Source organism: Saccharopolyspora sp. NPDC047091 (assembly GCF_040643635.1).
Classification (GTDB): domain Bacteria; phylum Actinomycetota; class Actinomycetes; order Mycobacteriales; family Pseudonocardiaceae; genus Saccharopolyspora_C.
In genome coordinates this window covers 1-21,856 of the sequence record NZ_JBEYUS010000078.1, presented here as the reverse complement: position 1 = coordinate 21,856, position 21,856 = coordinate 1, and the positions used below count along the sequence as shown (strand labels likewise).

The following is a 21,856-nucleotide window of genomic DNA, read 5'->3' as shown; positions in this document are numbered from 1 at the left end:
CGTCAGCGGCGGAGCCGACGGAGCGGCGGCCACCCGAGGCACCGGCACTGCCGCGAGTGCTCGGCGTCCTGCTCGCGAGGACGGCGTCGTCCCACGTGGCGGAGCCACCCGATCCCGCGGCGAGGAGGGCGCCGAGGTTCCGCGACCGGACCGCCGGACACCGGACGACCAGGCACCGCACCGGACGGCCGGGCGACCGGATCCGGGAGTCCGTCGAAGGCTCAGCGCTCCTCGCGGCGCAGGGCTCGGGTGATGCCTGCGGCCACCGTCGTGGCCAGCACCCAGCCCACCGCGATGAGCACCACGGTGATCCACTGCGAGTTCCCCTCGGCCCGCCACATCACGTCGTGCCCGAGGTTGATGATCGGCACCAGCTGGTCGACGGTGTACAGGAACGGGTTCCACACCGGGTCGTCGTCGGCGTTGATCGGCTTCAGCTCGTGGTCGCTGAACCAGGCCGAGCCGGCCGCGGCGAACGCGAGCAGCCACAGCAGCGCCCGCAGCGGCCGGTACCCGTAGGCGACGGTGCTGCGCTGCAGCAGGCTCCACAGCCGCACGGGTGGTCGCAGCAGCAGCGGGGACGCCCCGGCCAGCGCCTGGTACCGGCGGCGCTGCTTCTCGATGAGGACCGTGACCGCGTGCTCTTCGTTGCCGTTGTTGCGGAACACGGTGGCGAGCTGGTCGTACGGCCCGGGCTGGTAGCGCCCGGAGGTGGCGCGCAGCCACGCGAGCCGTTCCCGGACCCGCGCCCCGTCGGTGGGTTCGATGGGGTGGCTGAGGTTGTAGTAGGTGAAGTCCTCGACGTCGACCCCGCCCTGCGCGTCCCAGGTCTCGGCGTTGTCGGCGAGCAGTTCGCACTGCGCCTGCCGCAGCACGACCCGTCCCTGCGGCGGGGCGCTGGGCAGCAGCGTCAATTCCTGCGCCACCAGGCCGAAAGCGCCGAACGCGTTGGCGGAGGTCCCGTCGCCGAGCAGGCAGCCCCAGAAGTTGGCCTGCCTGCCGATGACGGCCCGCCGCAGCTGCACCTCGCCTTCGGCGCGGAACGGCCGGACGCCTTCCGCGCACACCAGGTCGCGTCCGATGTTCGCGGCCCGCAGGTCCAGCGAGGACTTGTAGGCCTTGCGGTGCCGGTGCCAGGCGGGCTTGAGCAGGTGCGCGGCCCGCAGGTCCACGTTGGCGCCGATGTCGGCGCCCTGCAGCTGCAGGGTTCCGGAGATGTCGGCCTCGCGGCAGTCGAAGTTGCTGCCGACCTGGATCCGGTTGGCCTGCAACGTGTCGGTGCGCGGCCCGACGAGGGTGGCGCCGGTGAGCTGGAAGCTGCCGTGCACCTTCACGTCCACCATGCGCATCTGCCCGCGCAGCACCGCTTTCGCCGCTTCGAGGTTGCCGAGCACCTCGGTGCCGTCGAGGTGCAGCGCGCGCATCGGCTGCTCCACGGACGCGGCGGCCGAGCGGGACCAGCTCAGGTCGATCTGCGCGCCCGCCATCCGCAGGTCGCCACCGATCCGGCTGCTGACCAGGCGGATCGTGCCGCCGCTGCGGAAGTTCTGGTCGAGCTGCACGTCGCCGCGCACTTCACCGCGGTCCAGCAGCAGGGTGCTGATCGGGTCGTCGTGCTGGGACTCGCCGCGCTTCGGCGGCGCCACCCCGGGTTCGAGCACGGCGTCCCGCAGCCGCAGGTCCCCTTCGATGTGCGCGCTGGGCAGGTACAGCAGTCCCGCGACGCTGAACGGTCCGCCGCCGATCGGGTCGACGTCGCCGCGGAAGCTGCCGCCGATCTGGATGCCGTTGGCGTTGATGGCGGTGCGGCCGCGGTTGCGCAGCGCTCCACCGGAGAAGTTGAGGTTGCCGCCGATCTTCGCGCCCGGGATCCGCACCTCCCCGGCCACCTTGAGCCGCAGCCCGAGCAGCGCCCCGGCGATCTCCAGCCGGTCCGCGTAGATGGCGCGGCCACCGGGGTTGCGCAGCTCGGAGTCGTTGAGCAGCAGCGAACCGCCGAGCTGGGCGTCGGCGAGGTCCACGATCCCGCCGATGCTGGTGCAGTTGCGCAGCACCGTGTCGTGGCTGGTGCGCAGGTTCCGCCCGTTCAGCCCGGGGAAGCGGCAGCCCCACAGCACCAGGCCGGCGAGCGTGGCCTGGCGCAGGTCGGGACGCATGTCGAAGCGGCAGCGCACGAACTCCAGCAGGTACGGCAGTTCCGCGGCGCGCAGGTCCAGCCTGCCGGTGATCACCGCGTCCTCGATGCGCACCACGGGTTGCTGCCCGCCGCGGCGCCAGAACGCGCGCCAGCCCTGCTCGTCCGGCGATTCGACGAGCTTGCGGGTGAGGTACTCGCCGCGGATCTCCCGTTCCGGGTCGAACATGTCGGCGTGCACGTCGAGCGGGACCACCGGGCCGTCGGGTCTGCGACCCCACGCCCTGCCCTGCCCGAGCAGGTCGTCGAGCCGCTGCTCGGCAGCGGTCGGTGCCCCGATGTTGTCCCACGGCCTGTTCGGCACGATCCCGCCCCCGACATCGAATCCGGCGAACCCAACGCAGCGTAGTAGATCAACTACCACCGACAGCTCAGACGCGTGAGTTCAGCTTGGGGTTGCGACGGGCTCATCCGACACCGCCGAGGGAGCGGAACGGCACACCGCCCGACGCCCGCGACACCACCGAACGTCCGAACAGGACTACTCCGGTGGGGATCGCGGCACCGGGTCGGCTGGACGACCGGGTGATCGCGGCTACGCACCGCAGCCGCGACCACCGCACCGCTGCGCCGCACGGGCGCACCGGAAATCCGGGAACTCCGGCGAACATCCGCCGGGCCGGGTCACTCCACCGGGCGGGCGTGCGTCGGGTCCAGCACCCGGGACAGGAAGGTCTTGGTGCGCTCCTCGGCGGGCGCGCCGATCACCTCGGCGGGCGGCCCCTGCTCGACGACGACGCCGCCGTCCATGAACAGCACCCGGTCGGCGACCTCGCGGGCGAACTGCATCTCGTGCGTCACCACCAGCATCGTCATGCCCTCGTCGGCGAGCCCGCGCATCACGCCGAGCACGTCGCCGACGAGCTCCGGGTCCAATGCGGACGTCGGCTCGTCGAACAGCATCACGTTGGGGTGCATGGACAACGCGCGCGCGATGGCGACCCGCTGCTGCTGGCCGCCGGAGAGCTGCGCGGGCAGCGCGTCCTCCTTCTCGGCCAGCCCCACCCGCTCCAGGTTCTCCCGGGCGACGCGGTCGGCTTCGGCCCGGTCCCGGCGCAGCACCTTGCGCTGCGCCACGGTCAAGTTCTCCAGCACGCTCAGGTGCGCGAACAGGTTGAAGCCCTGGAACACCATGCCGATGTGCCTGCGCGCGGCGTCGATGTCGGTGTCCGGGTCGGTGACCTCGACCCCGTCCACCGCGATGCGCCCGGCGCTGGGCTCCTCCAGCAGGTTCACGCAGCGCAGCAGGGTGGACTTGCCGGAACCGGACGGCCCGATCACGCACACCACCTCGCCGCGGTCCACGGTCAGGTCGATGCCGCGCAGCACCTGCAACGAGCCGAACGCCTTGTCCAGCCCGGAAATCTCGATCATCGCGCTCATCCGGCGCCCCTCACTGCCTCGTCGTGGTCCGTCACTTGCCGCGGGCGGGCCGGCCGCCGCCGTAGCGGCGCTCCAACCGGTTCGACAGCCGCGACAGCGGAATCGTGATGATCAGGTAGCAGAGCCCGGCGAGCAGGATCGGCGTCAGCGACTGGTACTGGGTCAGCGCGCCGCGCCCGAACTTCGACAGCTCGTACTGGTTCGCGGACAGCCCCAGCAGGTAGATCAGCGACGAGTCCTTGGTGAGCAGGATCAGCTCGTTCGTCAACGGCGGCAGGATGATCCGGAACGCCTGCGGCATCACGACGGTCACCATGGTGCGCGCCGGGGACATGCCCAGCGAGCGCGCCGCCTCCACCTGGCCCGGCGGCACCGCCTGCACGCCGGCCCGGATCGTCTCCGCCATGTAGGCGGCGCCGACCAGCCCGAGGCTCAGCATCACCGTCGAGTAGATGTCGAAGACCAGCTGGAACGCGATCGGCACCCCGTAGCCGAGCGCGATGAACACCAGCAGCGCGGGCACCCCGCGGAAGAACTCGATGTAGGCGGTGGCGATCCACCGGTACGGCGCCACCGAGGACAACCGCATCAGCGCCAGCACCACGCCGACCACCAGGCCGAACGCGAAGCCCAGCGCGGTGTAGACGATGGTGTTGACCAGCGCCGTGGTGATGATCCCCGGGAACTGGGCGACGGCCACGTCCACGTTGAAGAACGCGTCGGCGATCTTGCCCCAGTCGGCGAGCAGCGCGACCAGCACGATCACCACCGCGAGGACGGCGTACTGCACGCCGCGGATCATGCGGGCGCGCTGCCGCTTGCTCGACCGCGGCTTCGCGGGCGTGTCGGTTGCTGCCATTCCTCAGACTCTCCCCGGACGGTTTCCTCGGCGCTGGGCTGGTGGTGGCGTGCGGCTGGTGGTGGCGTGCGGCGGGCCGGATCGGCGCCGCGCAGCAGCCGGGGCCGGGGCCTGCGGCTCCCGGCCCCGGCTGGGCACGTCACGGCTGGTTCGGGCCCTTGCCGAACCACTTCTCGTAGATCCGGTCGTACTCGCCGGATTCCCGCGCCTTGCGCAGCGAGTCGTCGATCTTCTGGACGAGCTGGGCGTTGCCGCGCTGGACGGCGATGCCGTAGACCTCGCCGGTGCTGTACTCGGCGGTGACCTCGGTGTCCGGGTTCTTCTTGGCGAAGTCGAGCATCACGCCGTTGTCGTTGATCCCGGCGTCGACCTTCCCGCTCTGCACCGCGTTCTGCAGCAGGCCCAGGTCTTCGTACTGGACGATCTCGTAGCCGTGCTCGGCCTTGTGCTGCTCGGCGTACTCCTCGCCGGTGGTGCCGAGGTGCACGCCGAGCTTCTTGCCGCGCAGCGCGGCCATGTCCGGGTAGGGGTTCTTCGAGTTGACCAGCAGCGCCTGCTTGGCGTCGAAGTACGGGTCGGAGAAGTCCATGTTCTGCTTGCGCGTATCGGTGATCGTGATCGCGGCGGCGGAGAGGTCGCACTTGCGCGTGTTGAGGACTTCCCCGGACTGGATGCCCTCGAACGGCGAGTCGAAGAACGTCTGCTCCAGCCCGAGGTCGCGGGCGACGAGGTCCACCAGCTCCACGTCGAAGCCGACGGTCTTGCCGCCCTCCTCGAACTGGAACGGCGGGTACGGCAGCTGGGTGCAGGTCGTGAGCTTGCCCGGCTCCACGAAGCGGAGCTCCCCGTCGGCACCGGTGGGCGCGATGGACTGCGCGCAGCCCGCCGCGGTCAGCACCAGCGCGGGCAGCAGGGCGAGAGCTCTCCAGGTGGTCCGACGCGCCACGATGTCACTCCTAGTAGGTGATTACGCGAGTGCTGAGATGGTGCCACCCGAACGGGGTCAAGTCTCGGCTCTCGATGTTGCGAAGCTGTCAAATTTTTCCGCGCCGGTCACCGGACCCCGCGGAGTCCGCACCACCGAGCCGTTCGACCTTGCGCGAGCACCACCCCCGACGGGCGGTTCTTGCCGGTCGAGCCGAGCCGAGGCTCAGTTTCATGCGCGGGACGCCCCTGGTCAACAGGGAATTCACCATCGAATCCCTCCCGGAATGTGAGAGAAATCTTGTTGCCCCGGCAAGCGTGGGCCGTTCGCCGGAGATCGCTGCGCCGACCGCCGCCGCGTTCCGCCGATCACGGACGGTGTTCGCGCACCGCCGTTGGAGGGATCCGGGCAGCGGTTGCCGGACAACCCCACGTTCGGCCCCTGCCGCGGTTCGCCGAGCTTCGGCACACTCCGCCGCCGAGGAGGCGATGCCGATGACCGACGACCGGACGCCCTGCCCCCGCACCACCACTCCGCCCGCAGCTCCGCCCACCGCTGCCCCGACCGCACCACCGGGTCGACCGCCCGCGCGGCGGCTCGCGATCGCGGGCGCGCTGCTGGCCTGCGCCGGGTTCGCGCCCGCCCTGACCGGAGCCACCGCGGCCGCCCAGCCGAGCGCGGCAGCCCCGCCGAGCACCGCGACCCGATCCATCGCCGCAGCCCAGCCGGCCGCCGCAACCCAGCCGTCCCAGGCGATCCGCCCCGCCGAGCCACCGGCGCGGGACGGCGCACCGCTGGACGTGCTCCAGCTGAACCTCTGCCACCGGGACACCGCGGGCTGCTCCACCCACGAGGACACCGCGGTGCGCTCCGGGATCGCGGCGATCCAGCAGCGCGAACCGGACGTGGTCACGCTCAACGAGGTCTGCGCGCACGACATCACCACGATGTCCCGCGAGACCGGCTACCGCGCCGAGTTCACCCCCGAGCTGACCGCGGACGCCGCACCGGTGCGCTGCGCCGACGGCCGCGGCGATCACGGGATCGCGGTGCTGACCCACCGCGACCTGGGCGCGCTGGACGGCGCGGTCGTGGAGCGCGGCTTCGCGGCGCAGGACGCGGGCCCCGCCCGGCGGGTGCTGCTGTGCGCTCCGTTCCCCGCGCTGTCGGCCTGCACCGCGCAGCTGTCGGACGCCGATCCGGCGATCGCCCGGCAGCAGTGCGCCGAGCTGGTGCGCGCGGCGGTGGACGTCGGCAGGCCGGCGGTGATCGGCGGCGACCTCAACCTGACCGCGGACGCGGACGTGCGCGGCTGCCTGCCCGCGGAGTGGTCGCACGCCGGGGACGGCGCGGTGCAGCACGTGTTCGCGGACAGCGGGTTCGCGTTCGTGCGCAGCGAGAACCTGCCGGTGGACGGCAGCTCGCACCCGGGCCTGCTGGCCGAGCTCGCCAGGTGAGCGGGAATCTCCGGGTATCCCCTGAGGCGGACTGATCCTCGATCAGGCACGCTGGAACGAAGATCGCGAAACTTCCAGGAGGAATCAGTCGATGAACCTGTCCCGTCCCCAGCACGACAAGTGGATCGCCGGCGTCTGCTCCGGCCTCGCCGCGCGCTTCGGCCTCAGCAAGGGACTGGTGCGATTCCTGTTCATCCTGTCCTGCCTGCTGCCCGGCACGCAGGTCATCGTCTACATCGTGCTGTGGATCCTGATGCCGAAGAGCAGCTGACTCCGGACGCCCGCCCGAGCACCGGCCCGGGCGGGCGCCACCGGTCCGATCAGCGCCGGGCGTGCGCGTCCAGCGCGTACGCGATCGCCGTGGTGATCTTCGCGGCGAAGTCCAGGTGCAGCGACTCGTCCGGCACGTGCGCGTTGCTGCCCGGCCCGAGCGCCCCCGTCACCACGAACTGCGCGTCCGGGTAGGCCCCCTGCAGCAGCCCCATCAGCGGGATGGAGCCGCCGAGGCCCATCGTCGCCCACGGCGCGCCGAACACGTCCTCGCTCACCGCGTCCAGCGCGGTCTCCAGCCACGGCTCGGTGTCCGGCGCGTTCCAGCCCGCCGCGCCGTCCGACAGCGGGAACGTCACCTCGGCGCCGTAGGGCACGTCCGTGGACAGCGCCGTGCGCAGCGCCGCCAGCGCCAGCTCCGGGTCGGTCGTCGGCGGGGTCCGCACGCTCAGGGCCAGCGTCGTGGACGGCCGCAGCACGTTGCCCGCGTCCGGCAGCGACGGCAGGCCCTCCGCGCCGATCACCGAGACGGTGGGGCGCCAGGTGTTGTTCAGCGCCAGCTCCACCTCGTCCTCGGAGACCCAGCGCATCCCCTCCCGCGCGGGAACCGAGTCGCGGATCAGGCCGGGCGCCGCGGCCACCGCGGCCCGCGCCTGCGCCACCCGGTTCGCCGGGATCTCCGCGTTCAGCTCCGGCAGCAGCACCTCGCCCGTCGCCGAGTCCTCGATGCGGTCCAGCAGGGCGCGCAGCACGCGGAACGAGCTGGGGACGATGCCGCTGGCGGTGCCCGAGTGCTGGCCGCCGTCGAGCACCCGCACCTGCACGCCCACCCGCACGTCGCCGCGCAGCGAGGTGGTCAGCCACATCCGGTCGTAGTCCGCGGCGCCCGAGTCCAGGCACACCACCAGCGACACGGCGCCGAGCCGGTCCGCGAGGTGCTCCAGGTAGGCGGCCATGTCCGGGCTGCCGGACTCCTCGCCGGTCTCCAGCAGCAGCACGCAGCGCGCGTGCGCGCCCCCGTGCGCGCGGATCGACTCGATCGCGGTGATCGCGGCGTAGGCGGCGTAGCCGTCGTCGACGCTGCCGCGGCCGTAGAGCCTGCCGTCGCGGATCACCGGCGTCCACGGGTCCAGGCCCTCCGACCAGCCACCGACCGGCGGCTGCTTGTCCAGGTGGCCGTAGAGCAGCACGGTGTCCTGCGAGCCCGCCTCCGGCACCGGCTCGGTCGCCGGGACGTCCACCAGCAGCAGCGGGGTGCGCTCCGGCAGCCGCACCACGTCCAGCCGCACGCCGGGGATATCCCGGGCGGTGATCCACTCCTGCACGTGCGCGATGGCCGCGTCGAGCTGACCGGCCGACTCCCACTCCGCGTCGTAGGCGGGCGAGACCGCCGGGATCCGGACGAGTTCGGAGAGGCTCGGCAGGACGGAGTCCTGCCACGCCTGTTCAACGGCGGTGCGCACGGCGGAACGATCCATGCCGCGATCGTATGCCCGGGCCCGCACGGCCGACCCGCGCCGGGTGCGCCGGCGGGCTCCCGCGGACGAGGCGCGACGGCGTCACCGACCGTGACGGAGGCGCGCGCAGGTTCACGCGGGCCAGTTCGCCGACCGCCCGACCGTGGCTGGCGTGTTCTCGAAACCGCAGATCATCAGTGCTCCGCAGTATCGGTACCGCGACGGTCCCGACGGCGTTAGTCGGAACCCCATTGCTTGGATGACCTGCGATTTCCGCGTCAAGGACCGGAAGCTACGGTTCCGTAGGGAACGATCTCCGCGACCTCGCGAACTGAGATCGTCCCTGTGGCAGGGCTCACTGAATCGGCGGTACGCGTGCCAGGATGGCCAGGAGCGATCCAACCCACCCCGCCCGACCACCCGCACGGCCCCGACCCGGGCCTGCGGAGCACGAGCGGGGTACCCGGACCACGTCGCCACAAGCGACCGGCCCGGCGCGACACGAGGAGATCCGCATGTCCCCGGAACACTGGACGCCACCAGCCCATCCAGCCGACGACGGCGTCACCACCGAGCCCCCTGCCGCTACCGCAGCGAAACCCACACGGGAGCAGGTGATCGCCGGTTTGCGCGCGACGAGCGAGGGCGGAGCTGATCTCGTTCAGCTCCTCACCCCGGAAGGCCAGCGGGTCTCGCACCCGGACTTCGACATCGACTTCACCGCGGAGCAGCTCCGCGACCTGTACCGGGACATGGTGCTGGTCCGGCGCTTCGACCGGGAGGGCAACGCCCTGCAGCGGCAGGGCCAGCTGGGCATCTGGGTGCCGCTGCTCGGCCAGGAGGCCGCCCAGGTCGGTGCGGGCCGCGCGATGCGCCCCCGCGACATGGCCTTCCCCAGCTACCGCGAGCACGGCGTCGCCTGGTGCCGCGGGCTGGACCCGACCGAGCTGCTCGGCATCTTCCGCGGGACCGACCACGGCAGCTGGGACCCGCTGAGCACCGGGTTCCACCTCTACACGATCGTCATCGGCAACCAGGCGCTCAACGCGACCGGGTACGCGATGGGGCAGAAGTTCGACGGCAAGGTCGGCGACGACGACGGCGAAGCGACCATGGTGTTCTTCGGCGACGGCGCCACCAGCCAGGGCGACGTGCACGAGGCGATGGTGTGGGGCTCGGTGTACGACGCGCCGCTGGTGCTGTTCTGCCAGAACAACCAGTGGGCGATCTCCGAGCCGCTGGAGCGCCAGACGCGGGTTCCGCTGTACCGGCGCGCGGAGGGCTACGGCTTCCCCGGCATCCGCGTCGACGGCAACGACGTGCTCGCCACCCTCGCCGTGTCCAAGTGGGCGCTGGACGAGTGCAGGCACGGCAACGGGCCGGTGCTGATCGAGGCGTTCACCTACCGGATGGACGCGCACACCACCACCGACGACCCGACCCGCTACCGGCTCACCGACGAGCTGGAGGCGTGGAAGCTGAAGGACCCGATCGAACGGCTCCGGGTGCACCTGGTGCGCGAGCACGACGCCGGGCAGGACTTCTTCGACGAGGTGCAGGCCGAGTCCGACGCGCTCGCCGCCCGGTTCCGCGAGTTCTGCTTCGCGATGCCCGAACCCGACCCGTCCCGGATCTTCTCCGAGGTCTACGCGGAGGAGAGCCCGGTCGTGGCCGCGCAGCGCGACGAGCAGCTGCGCTACCTCGACGGGTTCGCCGAGCCCGCGCAGGGAGGTGCGCACTGATGGCGGCACCCGCGATGGAACGGACCGACGTCAACGACGGCAGCACGGGCCGGTCGTCCGTGCAGACCACGACGATGGCGAAGAGCCTCAACCTGGCGATGCGCTCGGCGCTGGAATCGGACCCGAAGGTCCTGGTCATGGGGGAGGACGTCGGCAAGCTCGGCGGCGTCTTCCGCGTCACCGACGGCCTGCAGAAGGACTTCGGCGAGCACCGCGTGCTGGACACGCCGCTGGCCGAGTCGGGGATCATCGGCACCGCCGTGGGCCTCGCGATCCGCGGCTACCGGCCGGTGTGCGAGATCCAGTTCGACGGGTTCATCTTCCCCGGCTACGACCAGATCGTCTCGCAGCTGGCGAAGCTGCACTTCCGCAGCCAGGGCAAGATCAAGATGCCGGTGGTGGTGCGGGTGCCCTTCGGCGGCGGCATCGGCGCGGTCGAGCACCACTCCGAATCCCCGGAGTCGCTGTTCGCGCACGTGGCGGGGCTGAAGGTGGTGGCCTGCTCGAACCCGGCGGACGCGTACTGGATGCTGCGGCAGGCCATCGCCTGCGACGACCCGGTGCTGTTCTTCGAACCGAAGCGGCGCTACTACGAGAAGGCGGAGCTGGACACCGAGGCGGAGCCGCCGCCGCTGTTCACCTCCCGCGTGCTGCGGCGGGGTTCGGCGGCGACGATCGCGACCTACGGGCCGACGGTGCACACCTGCCTGGCCGCGGCGAGCGCCGCCGCCGAGGAGGGCACCGAGCTGGAGGTCATCGACCTGCGCAGCCTGTCCCCGCTGGACCTGGAGCCGGTGTTCGAGTCGGTGCGCCGCACCGGCCGGCTGGTGCTGGCCAGCGAGGCCCCGGCGGAGTCGTCGGTCACCTCGGAGATCTCCGCGCGGGTGCAGCAGGAGTGCTTCTACTCGCTGGAGGCACCGGTGCTGCGGGTGACGGGCTTCGACGTGCCCTACCCGCCGACGAAGCTGGAGAAGCACTACCTGCCGGACCTCGACCGGGTGCTCGACGCCGTCGACCGCTCGCTGGCCTTCTGAGGGAGCCTGGGATGCCGCAACTCAAGCACTTCCCGCTGCCGGACGTCGGCGAAGGCCTCACCGAAGCCGAGATCCTCGGCTGGAAGGTGCAGCCGGGCGACTCGGTGACGGTCAACCAGGTGTTCGTGGAGATCGAGACGGCGAAGGCGGCCGTGGAGCTGCCGTGCGCCTACGAGGGCAAGGTCGTCGAGCTGCTCGCCGAACCGGGCCAGACCGTCGAGGTCGGCACGCCGATCATCTCGATCGACGTGGACCCGGACGGCGCCGCGCCGGGCGAACCCGAACCGGACTCGTCCGGGGAGGCGTCCGGCGAGGCGAAGACCCTGGTCGGCTACGGGCCGCAGGCGACGAGCTCGAAGCGCCGCCCGCGCAAGGCCGCCGCCGCGACGGTGCCGGCCGGGACCGCGGTGTCGGCCGGGACGGCGCAGCAGGCGCTGCAAGGTGCGATGGCGGGGTCGGTCGCGTCCCCCGCCGTCCCCGCGCAGGCCACCGCGCCCGCCGCACCCGCGCCGGAACCACCCGCGCCGGCACCGCCCGCGCCCGCCGCGGCCCCGGCGGGTGCGCCCGCACGGGGTTCGGTGCCGCTGGCGAAGCCGCCGGTCCGCAAGCTCGCCAAGGACCTCGGCGTGGACCTGCGGGCGCTCGCCGGCTCGGGCGCGGGCGGGGTGATCACCCGCAAGGACGTGGAGTCCGCCTCGGCCCCGGCCGAACCGGCTGCTACTCCGGCCGCGGCTCCGGCGGGGGCGCGGGAACGCCGGGTGCCGATCAAGGGCGTCCGCAAGGCCACGGCGCAGGCGATGGTGCGGAGCGCGTTCACCGCACCGCACGTCACGGAGTTCCTCACCGTCGACGTGACGCCGATGATGGAGCTGCGGCAGCGGCTGAAGTCGCACCCCGAGTTCCAGGGCGTGAAGCTCACGCCGCTGGCGTTCGCCGCGAAGGCGCTGTGCCTGGCGGTGCGCCGCACTCCGGACGTGAACGCCACCTGGGACGAGCAGGCCGGCGAGATCGTCTACAAGGACTACGTGCACCTGGGCATCGCGGCCGCCACGCCGCGCGGCCTGGTGGTGCCCAACGTCCGGGACGCGGACGGCATGTCGCTGCGGGAGCTCGCGGCGGCGCTGGAAGCGCTGACCACGACCGCGCGGGAGGGCAGGACCACGCCCGCCGAGATGACCGGCGGCACGATCACGATCACCAACGTGGGCGTGTTCGGCGTGGACACCGGGACGCCCATCCTCAACCCGGGCGAGTCGGCGATCCTCGCGTTCGGCGCGATCCGGGACATGCCGTGGGTGGTGGACGGCCAGGTGGTGCCGCGCAAGGTGTGCCAGCTGGCGCTGAGCTTCGACCACCGGGTGGTCGACGGCCAGCAGGGTTCGCAGTTCCTGGCGGACGTCGGCGCGCTGCTGGCCGACCCGGCGACGGCGATCACCTACTGATCACCTGCTGATTCGGCGGCTGATCGGCTGCCGGTCGCGCTGCTGACGACGGCCGGGGTGCGCGTGCACCCCGGCCGTTCGTGCGCGGTGCGGGAGTTCCCGCCCCGGCGCTCAGTCCTCCTTGCGGCGGCGGCCGCCGGAGCGGGCACCGCCCCCGTTCGCGGCCGCGTTCTGCCGGGCCGCGCCGTCGGACTCGGCGGACCCGCCGCCGAAGTCGAAGCTGTGCGAGTCGAACTCGTGCACGTCGATGTCCGGCAGACCGCCGAGCTCGTTGTTCAGCTCGCCGAAGATCGGCGTTCCTGGATCGGGCTTGTTCACCGCTTCGCCCTCCCGTTTCGTTCTCGAAGCCGTGTTGCTGAGGTCGAGCCGGCACCGCACGGCACCGGACTCGTGGCGCGACCGGCTCTCCCAGCCGATGGCACCGGTGAGCCCACGCGCTCACCGTGCCGATCAAACGCGAACTAGTCCGTTCGCCTCGCGCCGACCGCTGATGTTCATTCCTTCGGGCGTGTACATGATGCCTCGCAGCGCTCCGGAGGACGCACACCCCTGGAACTTTCCCTCCCACATTCCAACATCGGGCCCGCGTCGAGCATTCCCCGAGTGGTGTTCGCCACGCTCCGGCAACCTCGCGCGGGACCGCCCGCAAACCCCGAGTCAACAGGCGGAAGCCCGACCTCGAGGGGAAATCCAGTGATCTAGCCCACTCGGAGTCAACGTCGGGGGTCGCTCAAACATCACTCGAACGTGTGGCTGCGATGGACGGTTCCCGTCGGGGGGACCGCGCAGCGGCACCGGGGAGATGAATCCGATGTTCCGCACCAAGCACGGCAAGATCGCCGCCATCCTCGGGTCCGCGCTGTTCGCCGGAGTCGCGGTCGCGGGCACGGCCCAGGCCATGCCGCACGACCACCCGAACTACGACGAGTACTGCACCCCCGAGCAGGTCGACGTCACCATCGGGCCGCTGGACCACGCGATGATGCACGAGGGCGGCGACGTCCGGTTCAGCGCGAAGCCCGGCCAGAGCTGCCTGCTCGGCGGCGCCCCCGGCCTGAACTTCCTGGACGTGCAGGGCGATTCCGCGCAGATCCCCACCCGCTACCCCAGCGGCGAGGCCGAGGTGCACCGCGTCGACGAGGACCACCCGGTCTCGGCCGGTTTCAGCTACCTGGTGACCGACCCGAACACCGGCAACAGCATCCCCGGGTCCGTGCCCGGCGCCCTGGAGATCTCGTTCCCCGGCCCGGTCAGCCCGTACAGCGTGACCCTGCCCTGGAACGGCGCCACCGTCCCCGGCCCGGTCAGCGTCACCAACCTGAACCCGCACGCCCAGGCCTGACGACGGGTCGCCGCCTCGGGGCAGGCGGCGACCCCAGCATCGATCAGCACTCCTAGTATTCAATCGATGACCGACCGTGATGATCTGCCGTCCAAGAACCGGTTGAACGTGATCGGCAAACGCATCCGCAAGCGAGCACGCGCCGAAGCGCTCGCCCTGGACGGCGAGCTCGCTGCCGAGGACGAACGGATCGTCCGGCAGTGGCGGGCCCTGCACTCGGACTGCTTGACGACGACCAGGAACGGGCTGGGAGTCCACGTGATGCGAGTACTGCGCCGCGACTCGACCGCCCAGCTCGTGACGCAACGGCTCAAGCGCTACCACAGCATCGTGGCCAAGCTCGTCCGGGACAAACCGCGGCTGAGCGAAATCCAGGACATCGCGGGATGCCGAGCGGTGCTGCCGTCTCCACTGCTGGTTCGCGAGGTCGTCGACCGCATCGGGACGGCGCGCAAGCTGACGGTCGAGGAAGTGCGCGATTACGAAGCGACCCCGCACTCCGGCGGATACCGCGCAGTGCACGTGTGGTGCCGCCGGGGTGATTTCAAGGTCGAGATCCAGCTGCGCACCGATCGTCAGCAGCAGTGGGCCGAGCTGGTCGAAGAATGGGACACGACGCTGGGGACTGACATCAAGCACGAATCGGCACCGGCCCCGGCCATCAGGTACTTCCGCCAGCTGCGTGAGCACTTTCATCAGATCGACCAAGACCAGGCAGTACCGGACAGAGCTATGCTGCTGGACGCGGCCGCGGATGTTCGGCGTTGGCTCACCGAGGAGGCGTTCGCATGACCGGTAACGACACCTGGTTCCTGCTCGTTCGCTACCCGCGCACCGGAACCACGGAAGTTCAGACCTTCGACGACGCGCTGGTGGCGGCCCAGGCCTACAGCGAGACGGAGGCACACCTGGAGTGCGGCCGGGAAGAGGCGGACGCGGTGCTGGTGGGCGCGCCGAGCCGTGAAGTGGTCGAGGAGCGGTACCCCAGCTACTTCCTCCACGCCACGTCGGTGCGGGCCAAGATCGAGCACTTGCTCGGCAGCATGCCCGCCCTCCCCGCATAGATCGGACCGGAACGGCCGAAGCCCCTGGCACCGTCGGTGCCAGGGGCTTCGGCGGACCACCGGATCACTGGATGTGGCGGCCGGAGATGGCTCGGGAGACGACGAGCTGCTGGATCTGCTCGGTGCCCTCGAAGATGTCGTAGATCTTCGCGTCGCGGTGCAGGCGCTCCACCGGGAACTCGCGGGTGTAGCCGTTGCCGCCGAGGATCTGGATGGCGCGCTCGGTCGCCCAGGTGGCGACGCGGCCGGCCTTGAGCTTGGACATGGAGCCCTCGCCCGCGGTGAACGGCTCGTCGTTGCGGCCCATCCACGCCGCGCGCCACACCAGCAGCCGCGCCGCGTCGATCTCCATGCGCATGTCGGCGAGGGTGAACGCGATCGACTGGTTGTCGATGATCGGGCGGCCGAAGGTCTCGCGCTCCTTGGCGTACTCCAGCGCGTGCTCGTAGGCGGCGCGGGCGATGCCGAGGGCCTGCGCGCCGACGGTGGGGCGGGAGAGCTCGAAGGTCTTCATCGCGGCTTGGCCACCGCTCTTCGAGCCCTTGCCGCCTTCGCGGGCGCGGGCGAGCTTCTCGTCCAGCTTCTCCTTGCCGCCGAGCAGGCAGCTGCCGGGGACCCGCACGTCGTCCAGGAACACGTCCGCGGTGTGCGAGGCGCGCAGCCCGTGCTTCTTGATCTTGCTGGGAGCTTCCAGGCCCTTGGTGCCGGGCGGGATGATGAACGCGGCCTGCCCGCGGGAACCGAGCGAGGAGTCCACGACCGCCTGCACGACGTGCACGTTCGCGATGCCGCCGTTGGTGGCCCACGCCTTCTGGCCGTTGAGCACCCACTCGTCGGTGGCCTCGTCGTAGACGGCGCGGGTGCGCATCGCCGAGACGTCGGAGCCCGCGGCGGGCTCGGAGGAGCAGAACGCGCCGACCTTCGGGTCGTTCTCGTCGCCGTAGCACTGCGGTACCCACTCGGCCATCTGGTCCGGGGTGCCCGCGGCGAAGATGCCCGCGACCGCCAGCGTGGTGCCGAAGATCGCCATGCCGATGCCGCCGTCGCCCCAGAACAGCTCTTCGTTGGCGATGGGCAGCGACAGGCCGGTGTCGTCGGCCCAGAACGTCGCGATGGTCTCGAAGCCGTACAGGCCGACCTTCGCGGCCTCCTGGATGATCGGCCAGGGGGTCTCTTCCCGCTCGTCCCACTCCGCCGCGGCCGGGCGGATGACCTTCTCGGAGAAGCCGTGCACCCAATCGCGCAGGTCGCGGTGTTCCTCGCTCAGTTCCAGGGAGAAGCTCATCGAATTCCTTCGGTTCGTGGCGGAGTGCGTGGTGTGGAACGGGGTGCGGAGCGTTCCGGTTCCCGAGCGTTCAGGTTCTCAGAAGTGGCGGGGCGGAGCGGGCGCCCGCGGCCGGAGACCCCCCGATCGCCGAGGCCCCGATCGCCGAGATCCCGGGCGCCGATCAGGCCTTGGGGATCTGGAAGAGCTTGGTGAGGCCTGCGGCGAATCCGACGTCGCCCGCGACCTTCAACTTGCCGGTCATGAACTGCACCGGGGCGGAGGCGTTGCCGGAGACCAGCTTCAGGAACTCCACCGGCGTGATCATGATCGTGACCCGCGGGTCGTCGTGCTGCGGTTCCTTGTTGACCGTGCAGGTCCCACCGGAGAGCACCGACTCGTAGCGCACGGTGTCCTGCTCGTCGGTGCCGATGCGCCAGCGCACCACGGCTTCGGTGGAGCGGGCCTTGTCCGACTTGTAGTGCTCGCTCATCCGGCGGAACACCTCGTCGAGCACCTGCACGCGCAGTTCGGGGCGGGCCATGACCGCTTCCACCTGCTTGGCCGAGGCGCGCGAGATCAGCTTGGCGAACTGCTCCGGGCGGAGTTCGCTGAGGTCCGCCGCACCGCCGGAGGCGTGCTCGGAGGCCGCGGCCAGCAGCGCGACGAACTCGTCTTCGCCGATCTTCTTCGGGTCGACCTCGGCGAGCGCGGTGACCGGATCCGTGTTGGACATGTGACCTCCCCTTACCTACTGACAAGTAATACTACGCGCGAGTAGGTTAGGCGGGCAAGGCATCCCGCTGATCGTTCTGCTCTAGCCTCTCCGGCAGATCAGGACCAGCCGAGCCACGCCGCGGACCCGGCCCCGCAACACCGCCCGCGGCGGGAAAACAGGAGGTGGGATGCGGCCCGACCCGGACGATCACGAGGCGAGCCCACGACCCCGCAGCAGGCGGCTACCGCGGTCGGTGCGCGAACGGCAGATCCTCGACGCCGCCGTCGAGGTCTACGCGGCACGCGGCTTCCACCTCGCGTCCATGGACGAGATCTCCGAAGTCGCAGGCATCTCCAAACCGATGATCTACGCCTACCTCGGTTCCAAGGAAGAGCTGTTCGTGGCGTGCATCCAGCGGGAGGCCACCCGGCTCATCGAAGCCATCAGCACCGCCGTGGACCCCGAGGTCGGCCCCGACGAGCAGCTCTGGCGGGGCCTGCGGGTCTTCTTCGACTACGTGCAGCGGAACCGGGCCAGCTGGGTGCTGCTGCACCGGCAGGCACCCGCGGGCGGCGAACCGTTCGCCGCCGAGTTCGGGCAGTGGCGGGAGCGGGCGATGGTCCTCATCGCCTCCCTGCTGGCCCGCGCCACCGAAGGGGCGGCGCAGCCGATGCAGCCGCAGCAGATGGAACCGTTCGCGGCCTCGCTGGTCGGCGCCGCCGAATCGCTGCTCGACTGGTGGGTGGAGCACCCGGAGCACACCGCGGACGGGCTGGCAATGCGGTTGATGAACCTCGCGTGGATGGGGTTCGGCGACCTCGTCGAAGGACGTTCCTGGTCGCCCGGCGGCGACGCGTCGGGCTGCACCGCGTTCGACTGAAGCGGCGCGGTGGTGGCGGTCGAGCCACCACCACCGCCCGCACCCGGGTTCCCGCGCGCACGCGAACCCGGCCCCGCCTTCCCGCAGGTCAGTGCAGCCGCCCCACCAGGTGCGGCTTGCCGGAACGGGAGTGCACCGCGAACGTCCCGGCGTCCCGGTGCGCGGTGAACTCCACCGTCGAGGGCAGCAGCAGCGGCTTCACGAAGTCCACGTCGACCGCGTACGAGTCCGGCAGCCTGCCCTCCAGCGCCGCCAGCGCCCGCGCCTTCGTCCACATGCCGTGCGCGATGGCGCGCGGGAAGCCGAACGCCTTCGCCGTCAGCGCGCGCAGGTGGATCGGGTTCTTGTCCCCGGACACCTCCGCGTAGCGGCGGCCCTGGTCGGCGGGCACCCGCCAGCGGGCGGTGGCCGAACCGGGCTCGACCTCGGCGGCCCGCTCGGCCCGCGGCGCCGACTCGTCCGGCTTGCCGCGGCGCAGGTAGGTGCTGGTCTCCCGCCACACCACCTCGCCCTCGACGCTGGTCTCGGTGACCACGTCGAGCTGCCTGCCCTTCGGGTGCGGGCGCAGGTCCGCCACCCGCACCCGCTGGGTGAGCACGTCGGTGACCAGGAGCGGCCGGTGCACGGTGATGCTGTTCGCCACGTGCACCAGCCCCACCAGCGGGAACGGGAAGCCCGGATCGGTCATCAGCCGCACCGACAACCCGAACGAGAGCACGTGCGGGTAGGTCGCGGGCAGCACGTCGCGCAGCCCGAACCCGCAGACCCGGCCGTACTCGGCCAGGTGCTCGGGGTCGACGGTGATGTCGCGGCGCACGTACTCGGTCGTCGGCAGCTCCCCGCCGCGGCGCAGCGGCCCGGTGGCGGCGGCCTTGAGGTACAGCGCGGAGAGGTTCGGCGGCGCGTCGATCTCGGTGCTCATCACGCCCCCAGCAGGCTCTGGCCGCAGACCCGCACGACGTTGCCGTTGACCCCGGAGGAGGCCGGGCTGGCGTACCAGGCGATGGTCTCGGCGACGTCCACCGGCAGCCCGCCCTGCGAGAGGCTGCTCATCCGGCGGCCGGCCTCGCGGATGAACAGCGGGACGGCCGCGGTCATCTTCGTCTCGATGAAGCCGGGCGCGACGGCGTTGATGGTGGCGCCGCGGCGGGCCGCCACCGGGGCCAGCGCCTGCACCAGGCCGATCACGCCCGCCTTCGAGGCCGCGTAGTTCGCCTGGCCCACGTTGCCCGCGATGCCGCTGATGGAGGCGACGCCGATCAGCCTGCCGCCCTCGCGCAGCGGGGAGCCCTCGGCGAGCAGCGCCTCGTTGATGCGCTCCTGCGCGGTCAGGTTCACCGCGATCACCGAGTCCCAGCGCGCGTCGTCCATCCGTCCGAGGGTCTTGTCCCGGGTGATGCCCGCGTTGTGCACGACCACGTCGAGCCCGCCGTGGCGTTCGGCGAAGTGCTCGGTGATGCGCTGCGGCGCGTCCTCCGCGGTGATGTCCAGCTGCAGGGTGGAGCCGCCGATGCGGTTGGCGACCTTGGCCAGGTCGGCGCCCTGGGCGGGGATGTCGAGGCAGACGACGTGCGCGCCGTCGCGCGCGAGGGTCTCGGCGATGGACTCGCCGATGCCGCGGGAGGCGCCGGTGACCAGGGCGACCTTGTCGCGCAGCGGCTTCTCCTGGTCGACCTGCGGGGCGTCGGCGCGGCCGACCCGGATGACCTGGGCGGAGACGAACGCGGACTTGGCCGACAGCAGGAAGCTCAGCGTGGAGTCGAGGGACTGCTCGGCGCCTTCGGAGGCGTACACGAGCTGGGCGGTGGCGCCGCGCTTGAGCTCCTTGCCGACGGTGCGCACGAAGCCTTCGAGGGCGCGCTGCGCGACGCGCTCGCCCGCGCCGGTGGTCTCCTCCGGCGGGGTGCCGAGCACGATGACGCGGCCGCAGGTGCCGACCTGGCGGATCACCGGGCTGAAGAACGCGCGCAGCTGGGCGAGCTGGGCGCTGGAGGTGATGCCGGTGGCGTCGAAGACGAGCGCCGCGTAGCGGGCGTCGTCGGCCGCCTCGGTGCGGACCTCGGCGCCGACGGACTTCAGCGTGCCCGCGACGGCCTCGCCGAGCCGCGATCCCGCGGCGGCGCCGGTGAGCACCGGCCCGTCCACGACCGGGTCGCCGGGCCGGTACCTGCGGAGCGGGGTGGGCGTGGGCAGGCCGATGCGCTTGGCGATCGTTCGACCGAACCCGGTCGAGGTGAACTGCTGGTACCGGTCGGACATGCGCACTCCCGTGAGCGGGTGGTCGGTGGACTGGGCGGGCGGCCCGCGCGCCGGGCGCGGCGGGCGCTCGGGTGGGTGCGGGCTCGACGTCTAACCTACCCGCGGGTAGGTTAGAACGTCAGCGGGGCCCGCACCAGAGCTCCCGCCCACCGATCCGGTGATCAGCACCAGTCGAACCCCACGGACCGCCGGTCCCGTCCCGAAGGAGTCCCGCATGCCCACCACTCGACGCGTCGCGATCGTCGGCGGCAACCGGATCCCCTTCGCCCGATCCGGCGGGCCGTACACGCAGGCGTCCAACCAGGACATGCTCACCGCCGCGCTGGACGGGCTGCTCGCCCGCTTCGGGTTGCAGGGCGAGCTCGTCGGCGAGTTCGTCGCGGGCGCGGTGCTCAAGCACAGCCGCGACTTCAACCTCGCCCGCGAATCCGTCCTCGGCTCCCGGCTCGACCCGCGCACCCCCGCGCACGACGTGCAGATGGCCTGCGCGACCGGGCTGGAGGCCGTCACCTCGGTCGCCAACAAGATCGCCCTCGGGCAGCTCGACTCCGGCATCGCCGGTGGCGTGGACAGCGCCAGCGACGCGCCCATCGCGGTCAACGACGACCTCCGCCGGGTGCTGCTCGCCGCGAACCACGCCAAGAGCACCGGCGGCAAGATCAAGGCGCTGACCGGGGTGCGGCCGCAGCACGTGGTGCCGGACATCCCGGAGAACTCCGAACCGCGCACCGGCCTGTCCATGGGCGAGCACGCCGCCCGCACCGCGCTGGACTGGCAGGTCGGCCGCGAAGACCAGGACGAACTCGCCGCGCGCAGCCACCAGCGGCTCGCCGCCGCCTACGACCGCGGCTTCTTCGACGACCTGCTCACCCCGTTCCAGGGCCTCACCCGGGACCAGAACCTGCGGCCGGACAGCAGCGCCGAGAAGCTCGCCAAGCTCAAGCCGGTGTTCGGCAAGGGCGAGGGCGCCACCATGACCGCGGGCAACTCCACGCCGCTCAGCGACGGCGCCGCCGTGGTGCTGCTGGCCAGCGAGGAGTGGGCCGAGGCGCACAAGCTGCCGGTGCTGGCCTACCTCAGCGACATCGTGCCCGCGGGCGTGGACCACGTCAGCGGGGACGAAGGCCTGCTGATGGCGCCCGCGTACGCGGTGCCGAAGCTGCTGGAGCGCAACGGGATCGGGCTCGGCGACTTCGACTTCTACGAGATCCACGAGGCGTTCGCCTCGCAGGTGCTGGCGACGCTGAAGTCGTGGCAGGACCCGGACTTCTGCAAGGACCGGCTGGGCCTGGACGCGCCGCTCGGCGACATCGACCCGGCGAAGCTGAACGTGAACGGTTCCTCGCTGGCCGCCGGGCACCCGTTCGCCGCCACCGGCGGCCGCATCGTCGCCACCCTGGCGAAGCTGCTGGCCGAACGCGGTTCCGGCCGCGGCCTGATCTCGGTCTGCGCGGCGGGCGGGCAAGGCGTCACCGCCATCGTCGAACGCTGATCGGGCGGTGCCGGTGCTGCTGGGCGCGGTGGCGGTCGCCGTCTACCCGCTGGCGTTCTACAGCTCGATTCACC

General features: G+C 71.6%; 20 protein-coding genes. 10 read left to right on the top strand and 10 right to left on the bottom strand.

The window, feature by feature from the left end; genetic code table 11:
• Positions 1-221: 221 nt before the first annotated feature.
• The 4 genes from ABZ805_RS25220 to ABZ805_RS25205 all read right to left on the bottom strand — a co-directional run bounded on the left by ABZ805_RS25220 (position 222) and on the right by ABZ805_RS25205 (position 5,382).
• Positions 222-2,498 (bottom strand): polymer-forming cytoskeletal protein, encoded by a 2,277-nt coding sequence (locus ABZ805_RS25220; RefSeq protein WP_358445044.1) that lies wholly within the window; start codon positions 2,496-2,498, stop codon positions 222-224.
• 320 nt (positions 2,499-2,818) lie between these two features.
• On the bottom strand, positions 2,819-3,577 hold the full coding sequence (locus ABZ805_RS25215; RefSeq protein ID WP_358445041.1) for an amino acid ABC transporter ATP-binding protein: 759 nt from the start codon (positions 3,575-3,577) through the stop codon (positions 2,819-2,821).
• 31 nt (positions 3,578-3,608) lie between these two features.
• Positions 3,609-4,436 carry an amino acid ABC transporter permease gene (locus ABZ805_RS25210; RefSeq protein WP_358445039.1) on the bottom strand — a complete coding sequence of 276 codons (828 nt, stop codon included), beginning with the start codon at positions 4,434-4,436 and terminating at the stop codon, positions 3,609-3,611.
• Between the two features lie 139 nt (positions 4,437-4,575).
• Positions 4,576-5,382 carry a transporter substrate-binding domain-containing protein gene (locus ABZ805_RS25205; RefSeq protein ID WP_358445036.1) on the bottom strand — a complete coding sequence of 269 codons (807 nt, stop codon included), beginning with the start codon at positions 5,380-5,382 and terminating at the stop codon, positions 4,576-4,578.
• 473 nt (positions 5,383-5,855) lie between these two features.
• Here ABZ805_RS25205 and ABZ805_RS25200 point away from each other — a divergent pair, with 473 nt between their 5' ends.
• Together ABZ805_RS25200 and ABZ805_RS25195 are read left to right on the top strand one after the other, a co-directional pair.
• On the top strand, positions 5,856-6,818 hold the full coding sequence (locus ABZ805_RS25200) for an endonuclease/exonuclease/phosphatase family protein (protein WP_358445035.1): 963 nt from the start codon (positions 5,856-5,858) through the stop codon (positions 6,816-6,818).
• A gap of 91 nt (positions 6,819-6,909) precedes the next feature.
• On the top strand, positions 6,910-7,089 hold the full coding sequence (locus ABZ805_RS25195; RefSeq protein ID WP_358445032.1) for a PspC domain-containing protein: 180 nt from the start codon (positions 6,910-6,912) through the stop codon (positions 7,087-7,089).
• Between the two features lie 49 nt (positions 7,090-7,138).
• On the opposite strand, the gene ABZ805_RS25190 is transcribed toward ABZ805_RS25195, so the two are convergent.
• Complete coding sequence (locus tag ABZ805_RS25190; protein WP_358445029.1) at positions 7,139-8,566, bottom strand: M20/M25/M40 family metallo-hydrolase; 1,428 nt, start codon at positions 8,564-8,566, stop codon at positions 7,139-7,141.
• A gap of 605 nt (positions 8,567-9,171) precedes the next feature.
• On the opposite strand from ABZ805_RS25190, the gene pdhA reads away from it, so the two are divergent.
• From pdhA to ABZ805_RS25175, 3 genes are read left to right on the top strand one after another with little or no spacing between them, the layout of a single operon-like run.
• Positions 9,172-10,287, top strand: coding sequence for a pyruvate dehydrogenase (acetyl-transferring) E1 component subunit alpha (pdhA, locus tag ABZ805_RS25185; protein WP_358445027.1), 1,116 nt, complete (start codon positions 9,172-9,174; stop codon positions 10,285-10,287).
• A complete protein-coding gene (locus tag ABZ805_RS25180; RefSeq protein WP_358445024.1) occupies positions 10,287-11,321 on the top strand; it encodes an alpha-ketoacid dehydrogenase subunit beta in 1,035 nt (344 codons plus the stop codon). The genes pdhA and ABZ805_RS25180 overlap by 1 nt, the downstream gene beginning before the upstream one ends.
• 11 nt (positions 11,322-11,332) lie before the next feature.
• Positions 11,333-12,763: a dihydrolipoamide acetyltransferase family protein gene (locus ABZ805_RS25175; RefSeq protein WP_358445021.1), complete on the top strand. Its 1,431-nt coding sequence runs from the start codon at positions 11,333-11,335 to the stop codon at positions 12,761-12,763.
• A 111-nt stretch (positions 12,764-12,874) separates the two neighbouring features.
• On the opposite strand, the gene ABZ805_RS25170 is transcribed toward ABZ805_RS25175, so the two are convergent.
• The gene (locus ABZ805_RS25170) at positions 12,875-13,081 is read right to left on the bottom strand and encodes a hypothetical protein (RefSeq protein ID WP_224960509.1); all 207 of its coding nucleotides are present in this window, start codon (positions 13,079-13,081) and stop codon (positions 12,875-12,877) included.
• Positions 13,082-13,574: 493 nt separating this feature from the next.
• Here ABZ805_RS25170 and ABZ805_RS25165 point away from each other — a divergent pair, with 493 nt between their 5' ends.
• From ABZ805_RS25165 to ABZ805_RS25155, 3 genes are all read left to right on the top strand, one after another.
• The gene (locus ABZ805_RS25165; RefSeq protein ID WP_358445019.1) at positions 13,575-14,105 is read left to right on the top strand and encodes a DUF4232 domain-containing protein; all 531 of its coding nucleotides are present in this window, start codon (positions 13,575-13,577) and stop codon (positions 14,103-14,105) included.
• A 66-nt stretch (positions 14,106-14,171) separates the two neighbouring features.
• On the top strand, positions 14,172-14,897 hold the full coding sequence (locus tag ABZ805_RS25160; RefSeq protein WP_358445017.1) for a RelA/SpoT domain-containing protein: 726 nt from the start codon (positions 14,172-14,174) through the stop codon (positions 14,895-14,897).
• Positions 14,894-15,169, top strand: a complete 276-nt coding sequence (locus tag ABZ805_RS25155) for a hypothetical protein (protein WP_358445014.1) — start codon at positions 14,894-14,896, stop codon at positions 15,167-15,169. The genes ABZ805_RS25160 and ABZ805_RS25155 overlap by 4 nt, the downstream gene beginning before the upstream one ends.
• A gap of 64 nt (positions 15,170-15,233) precedes the next feature.
• Here ABZ805_RS25155 and ABZ805_RS25150 read toward each other — a convergent pair whose 3' ends face one another.
• Together ABZ805_RS25150 and ABZ805_RS25145 are read right to left on the bottom strand one after the other, a co-directional pair.
• Complete coding sequence (locus ABZ805_RS25150) at positions 15,234-16,454, bottom strand: acyl-CoA dehydrogenase family protein (protein ID WP_358445011.1); 1,221 nt, start codon at positions 16,452-16,454, stop codon at positions 15,234-15,236.
• 163 nt (positions 16,455-16,617) lie between these two features.
• Positions 16,618-17,169 carry an SCP2 sterol-binding domain-containing protein gene (locus tag ABZ805_RS25145; protein ID WP_358445008.1) on the bottom strand — a complete coding sequence of 184 codons (552 nt, stop codon included), beginning with the start codon at positions 17,167-17,169 and terminating at the stop codon, positions 16,618-16,620.
• A gap of 169 nt (positions 17,170-17,338) precedes the next feature.
• On the opposite strand from ABZ805_RS25145, the gene ABZ805_RS25140 reads away from it, so the two are divergent.
• Positions 17,339-18,031 (top strand): TetR/AcrR family transcriptional regulator, encoded by a 693-nt coding sequence (locus tag ABZ805_RS25140; protein ID WP_358445006.1) that lies wholly within the window; start codon positions 17,339-17,341, stop codon positions 18,029-18,031.
• A gap of 88 nt (positions 18,032-18,119) precedes the next feature.
• On the opposite strand, the gene ABZ805_RS25135 is transcribed toward ABZ805_RS25140, so the two are convergent.
• On the bottom strand, positions 18,120-18,956 hold the full coding sequence (locus tag ABZ805_RS25135) for a MaoC/PaaZ C-terminal domain-containing protein (RefSeq protein ID WP_358445003.1): 837 nt from the start codon (positions 18,954-18,956) through the stop codon (positions 18,120-18,122).
• A complete protein-coding gene (locus ABZ805_RS25130) occupies positions 18,953-20,290 on the bottom strand; it encodes a 3-oxoacyl-ACP reductase (protein WP_358445000.1) in 1,338 nt (445 codons plus the stop codon). Before ABZ805_RS25130 ends, ABZ805_RS25135 begins: the two co-directional genes overlap by 4 nt.
• Before the next feature lie 214 nt (positions 20,291-20,504).
• On the opposite strand from ABZ805_RS25130, the gene ABZ805_RS25125 reads away from it, so the two are divergent.
• Entirely contained in the window at positions 20,505-21,782 is a 1,278-nt protein-coding gene (locus tag ABZ805_RS25125; RefSeq protein WP_358444998.1) for an acetyl-CoA C-acetyltransferase, read from the top strand.
• Positions 21,783-21,856: the final 74 nt, after the last annotated feature.

Bases quoted from the DNA above. Each gene is read 5' to 3' on its own strand.
- ABZ805_RS25180 (WP_358445024.1), top strand. From the start codon at position 10,287: ATGGCGGCACCCGCGATGGAACGGACCGACGTCAACGACGGCAGCACG.
- ABZ805_RS25145 (WP_358445008.1), bottom strand. From the start codon at position 17,169: ATGTCCAACACGGATCCGGTCACCGCGCTCGCCGAGGTCGACCCGAAG.
- ABZ805_RS25150 (WP_358445011.1), bottom strand. From the start codon at position 16,454: ATGAGCTTCTCCCTGGAACTGAGCGAGGAACACCGCGACCTGCGCGAT.
- ABZ805_RS25200 (WP_358445035.1), top strand. From the start codon at position 5,856: ATGACCGACGACCGGACGCCCTGCCCCCGCACCACCACTCCGCCCGCA.
- ABZ805_RS25155 (WP_358445014.1), top strand. From the start codon at position 14,894: ATGACCGGTAACGACACCTGGTTCCTGCTCGTTCGCTACCCGCGCACC.
- ABZ805_RS25190 (WP_358445029.1), bottom strand. From the start codon at position 8,566: ATGGATCGTTCCGCCGTGCGCACCGCCGTTGAACAGGCGTGGCAGGAC.
- ABZ805_RS25125 (WP_358444998.1), top strand. From the start codon at position 20,505: ATGCCCACCACTCGACGCGTCGCGATCGTCGGCGGCAACCGGATCCCC.
- ABZ805_RS25140 (WP_358445006.1), top strand. From the start codon at position 17,339: ATGCGGCCCGACCCGGACGATCACGAGGCGAGCCCACGACCCCGCAGC.
- ABZ805_RS25195 (WP_358445032.1), top strand. From the start codon at position 6,910: ATGAACCTGTCCCGTCCCCAGCACGACAAGTGGATCGCCGGCGTCTGC.
- ABZ805_RS25165 (WP_358445019.1), top strand. From the start codon at position 13,575: ATGTTCCGCACCAAGCACGGCAAGATCGCCGCCATCCTCGGGTCCGCG.
- ABZ805_RS25215 (WP_358445041.1), bottom strand. From the start codon at position 3,577: ATGAGCGCGATGATCGAGATTTCCGGGCTGGACAAGGCGTTCGGCTCG.
- ABZ805_RS25160 (WP_358445017.1), top strand. From the start codon at position 14,172: ATGACCGACCGTGATGATCTGCCGTCCAAGAACCGGTTGAACGTGATC.
- ABZ805_RS25210 (WP_358445039.1), bottom strand. From the start codon at position 4,436: ATGGCAGCAACCGACACGCCCGCGAAGCCGCGGTCGAGCAAGCGGCAG.
- ABZ805_RS25130 (WP_358445000.1), bottom strand. From the start codon at position 20,290: ATGTCCGACCGGTACCAGCAGTTCACCTCGACCGGGTTCGGTCGAACG.
- ABZ805_RS25175 (WP_358445021.1), top strand. From the start codon at position 11,333: ATGCCGCAACTCAAGCACTTCCCGCTGCCGGACGTCGGCGAAGGCCTC.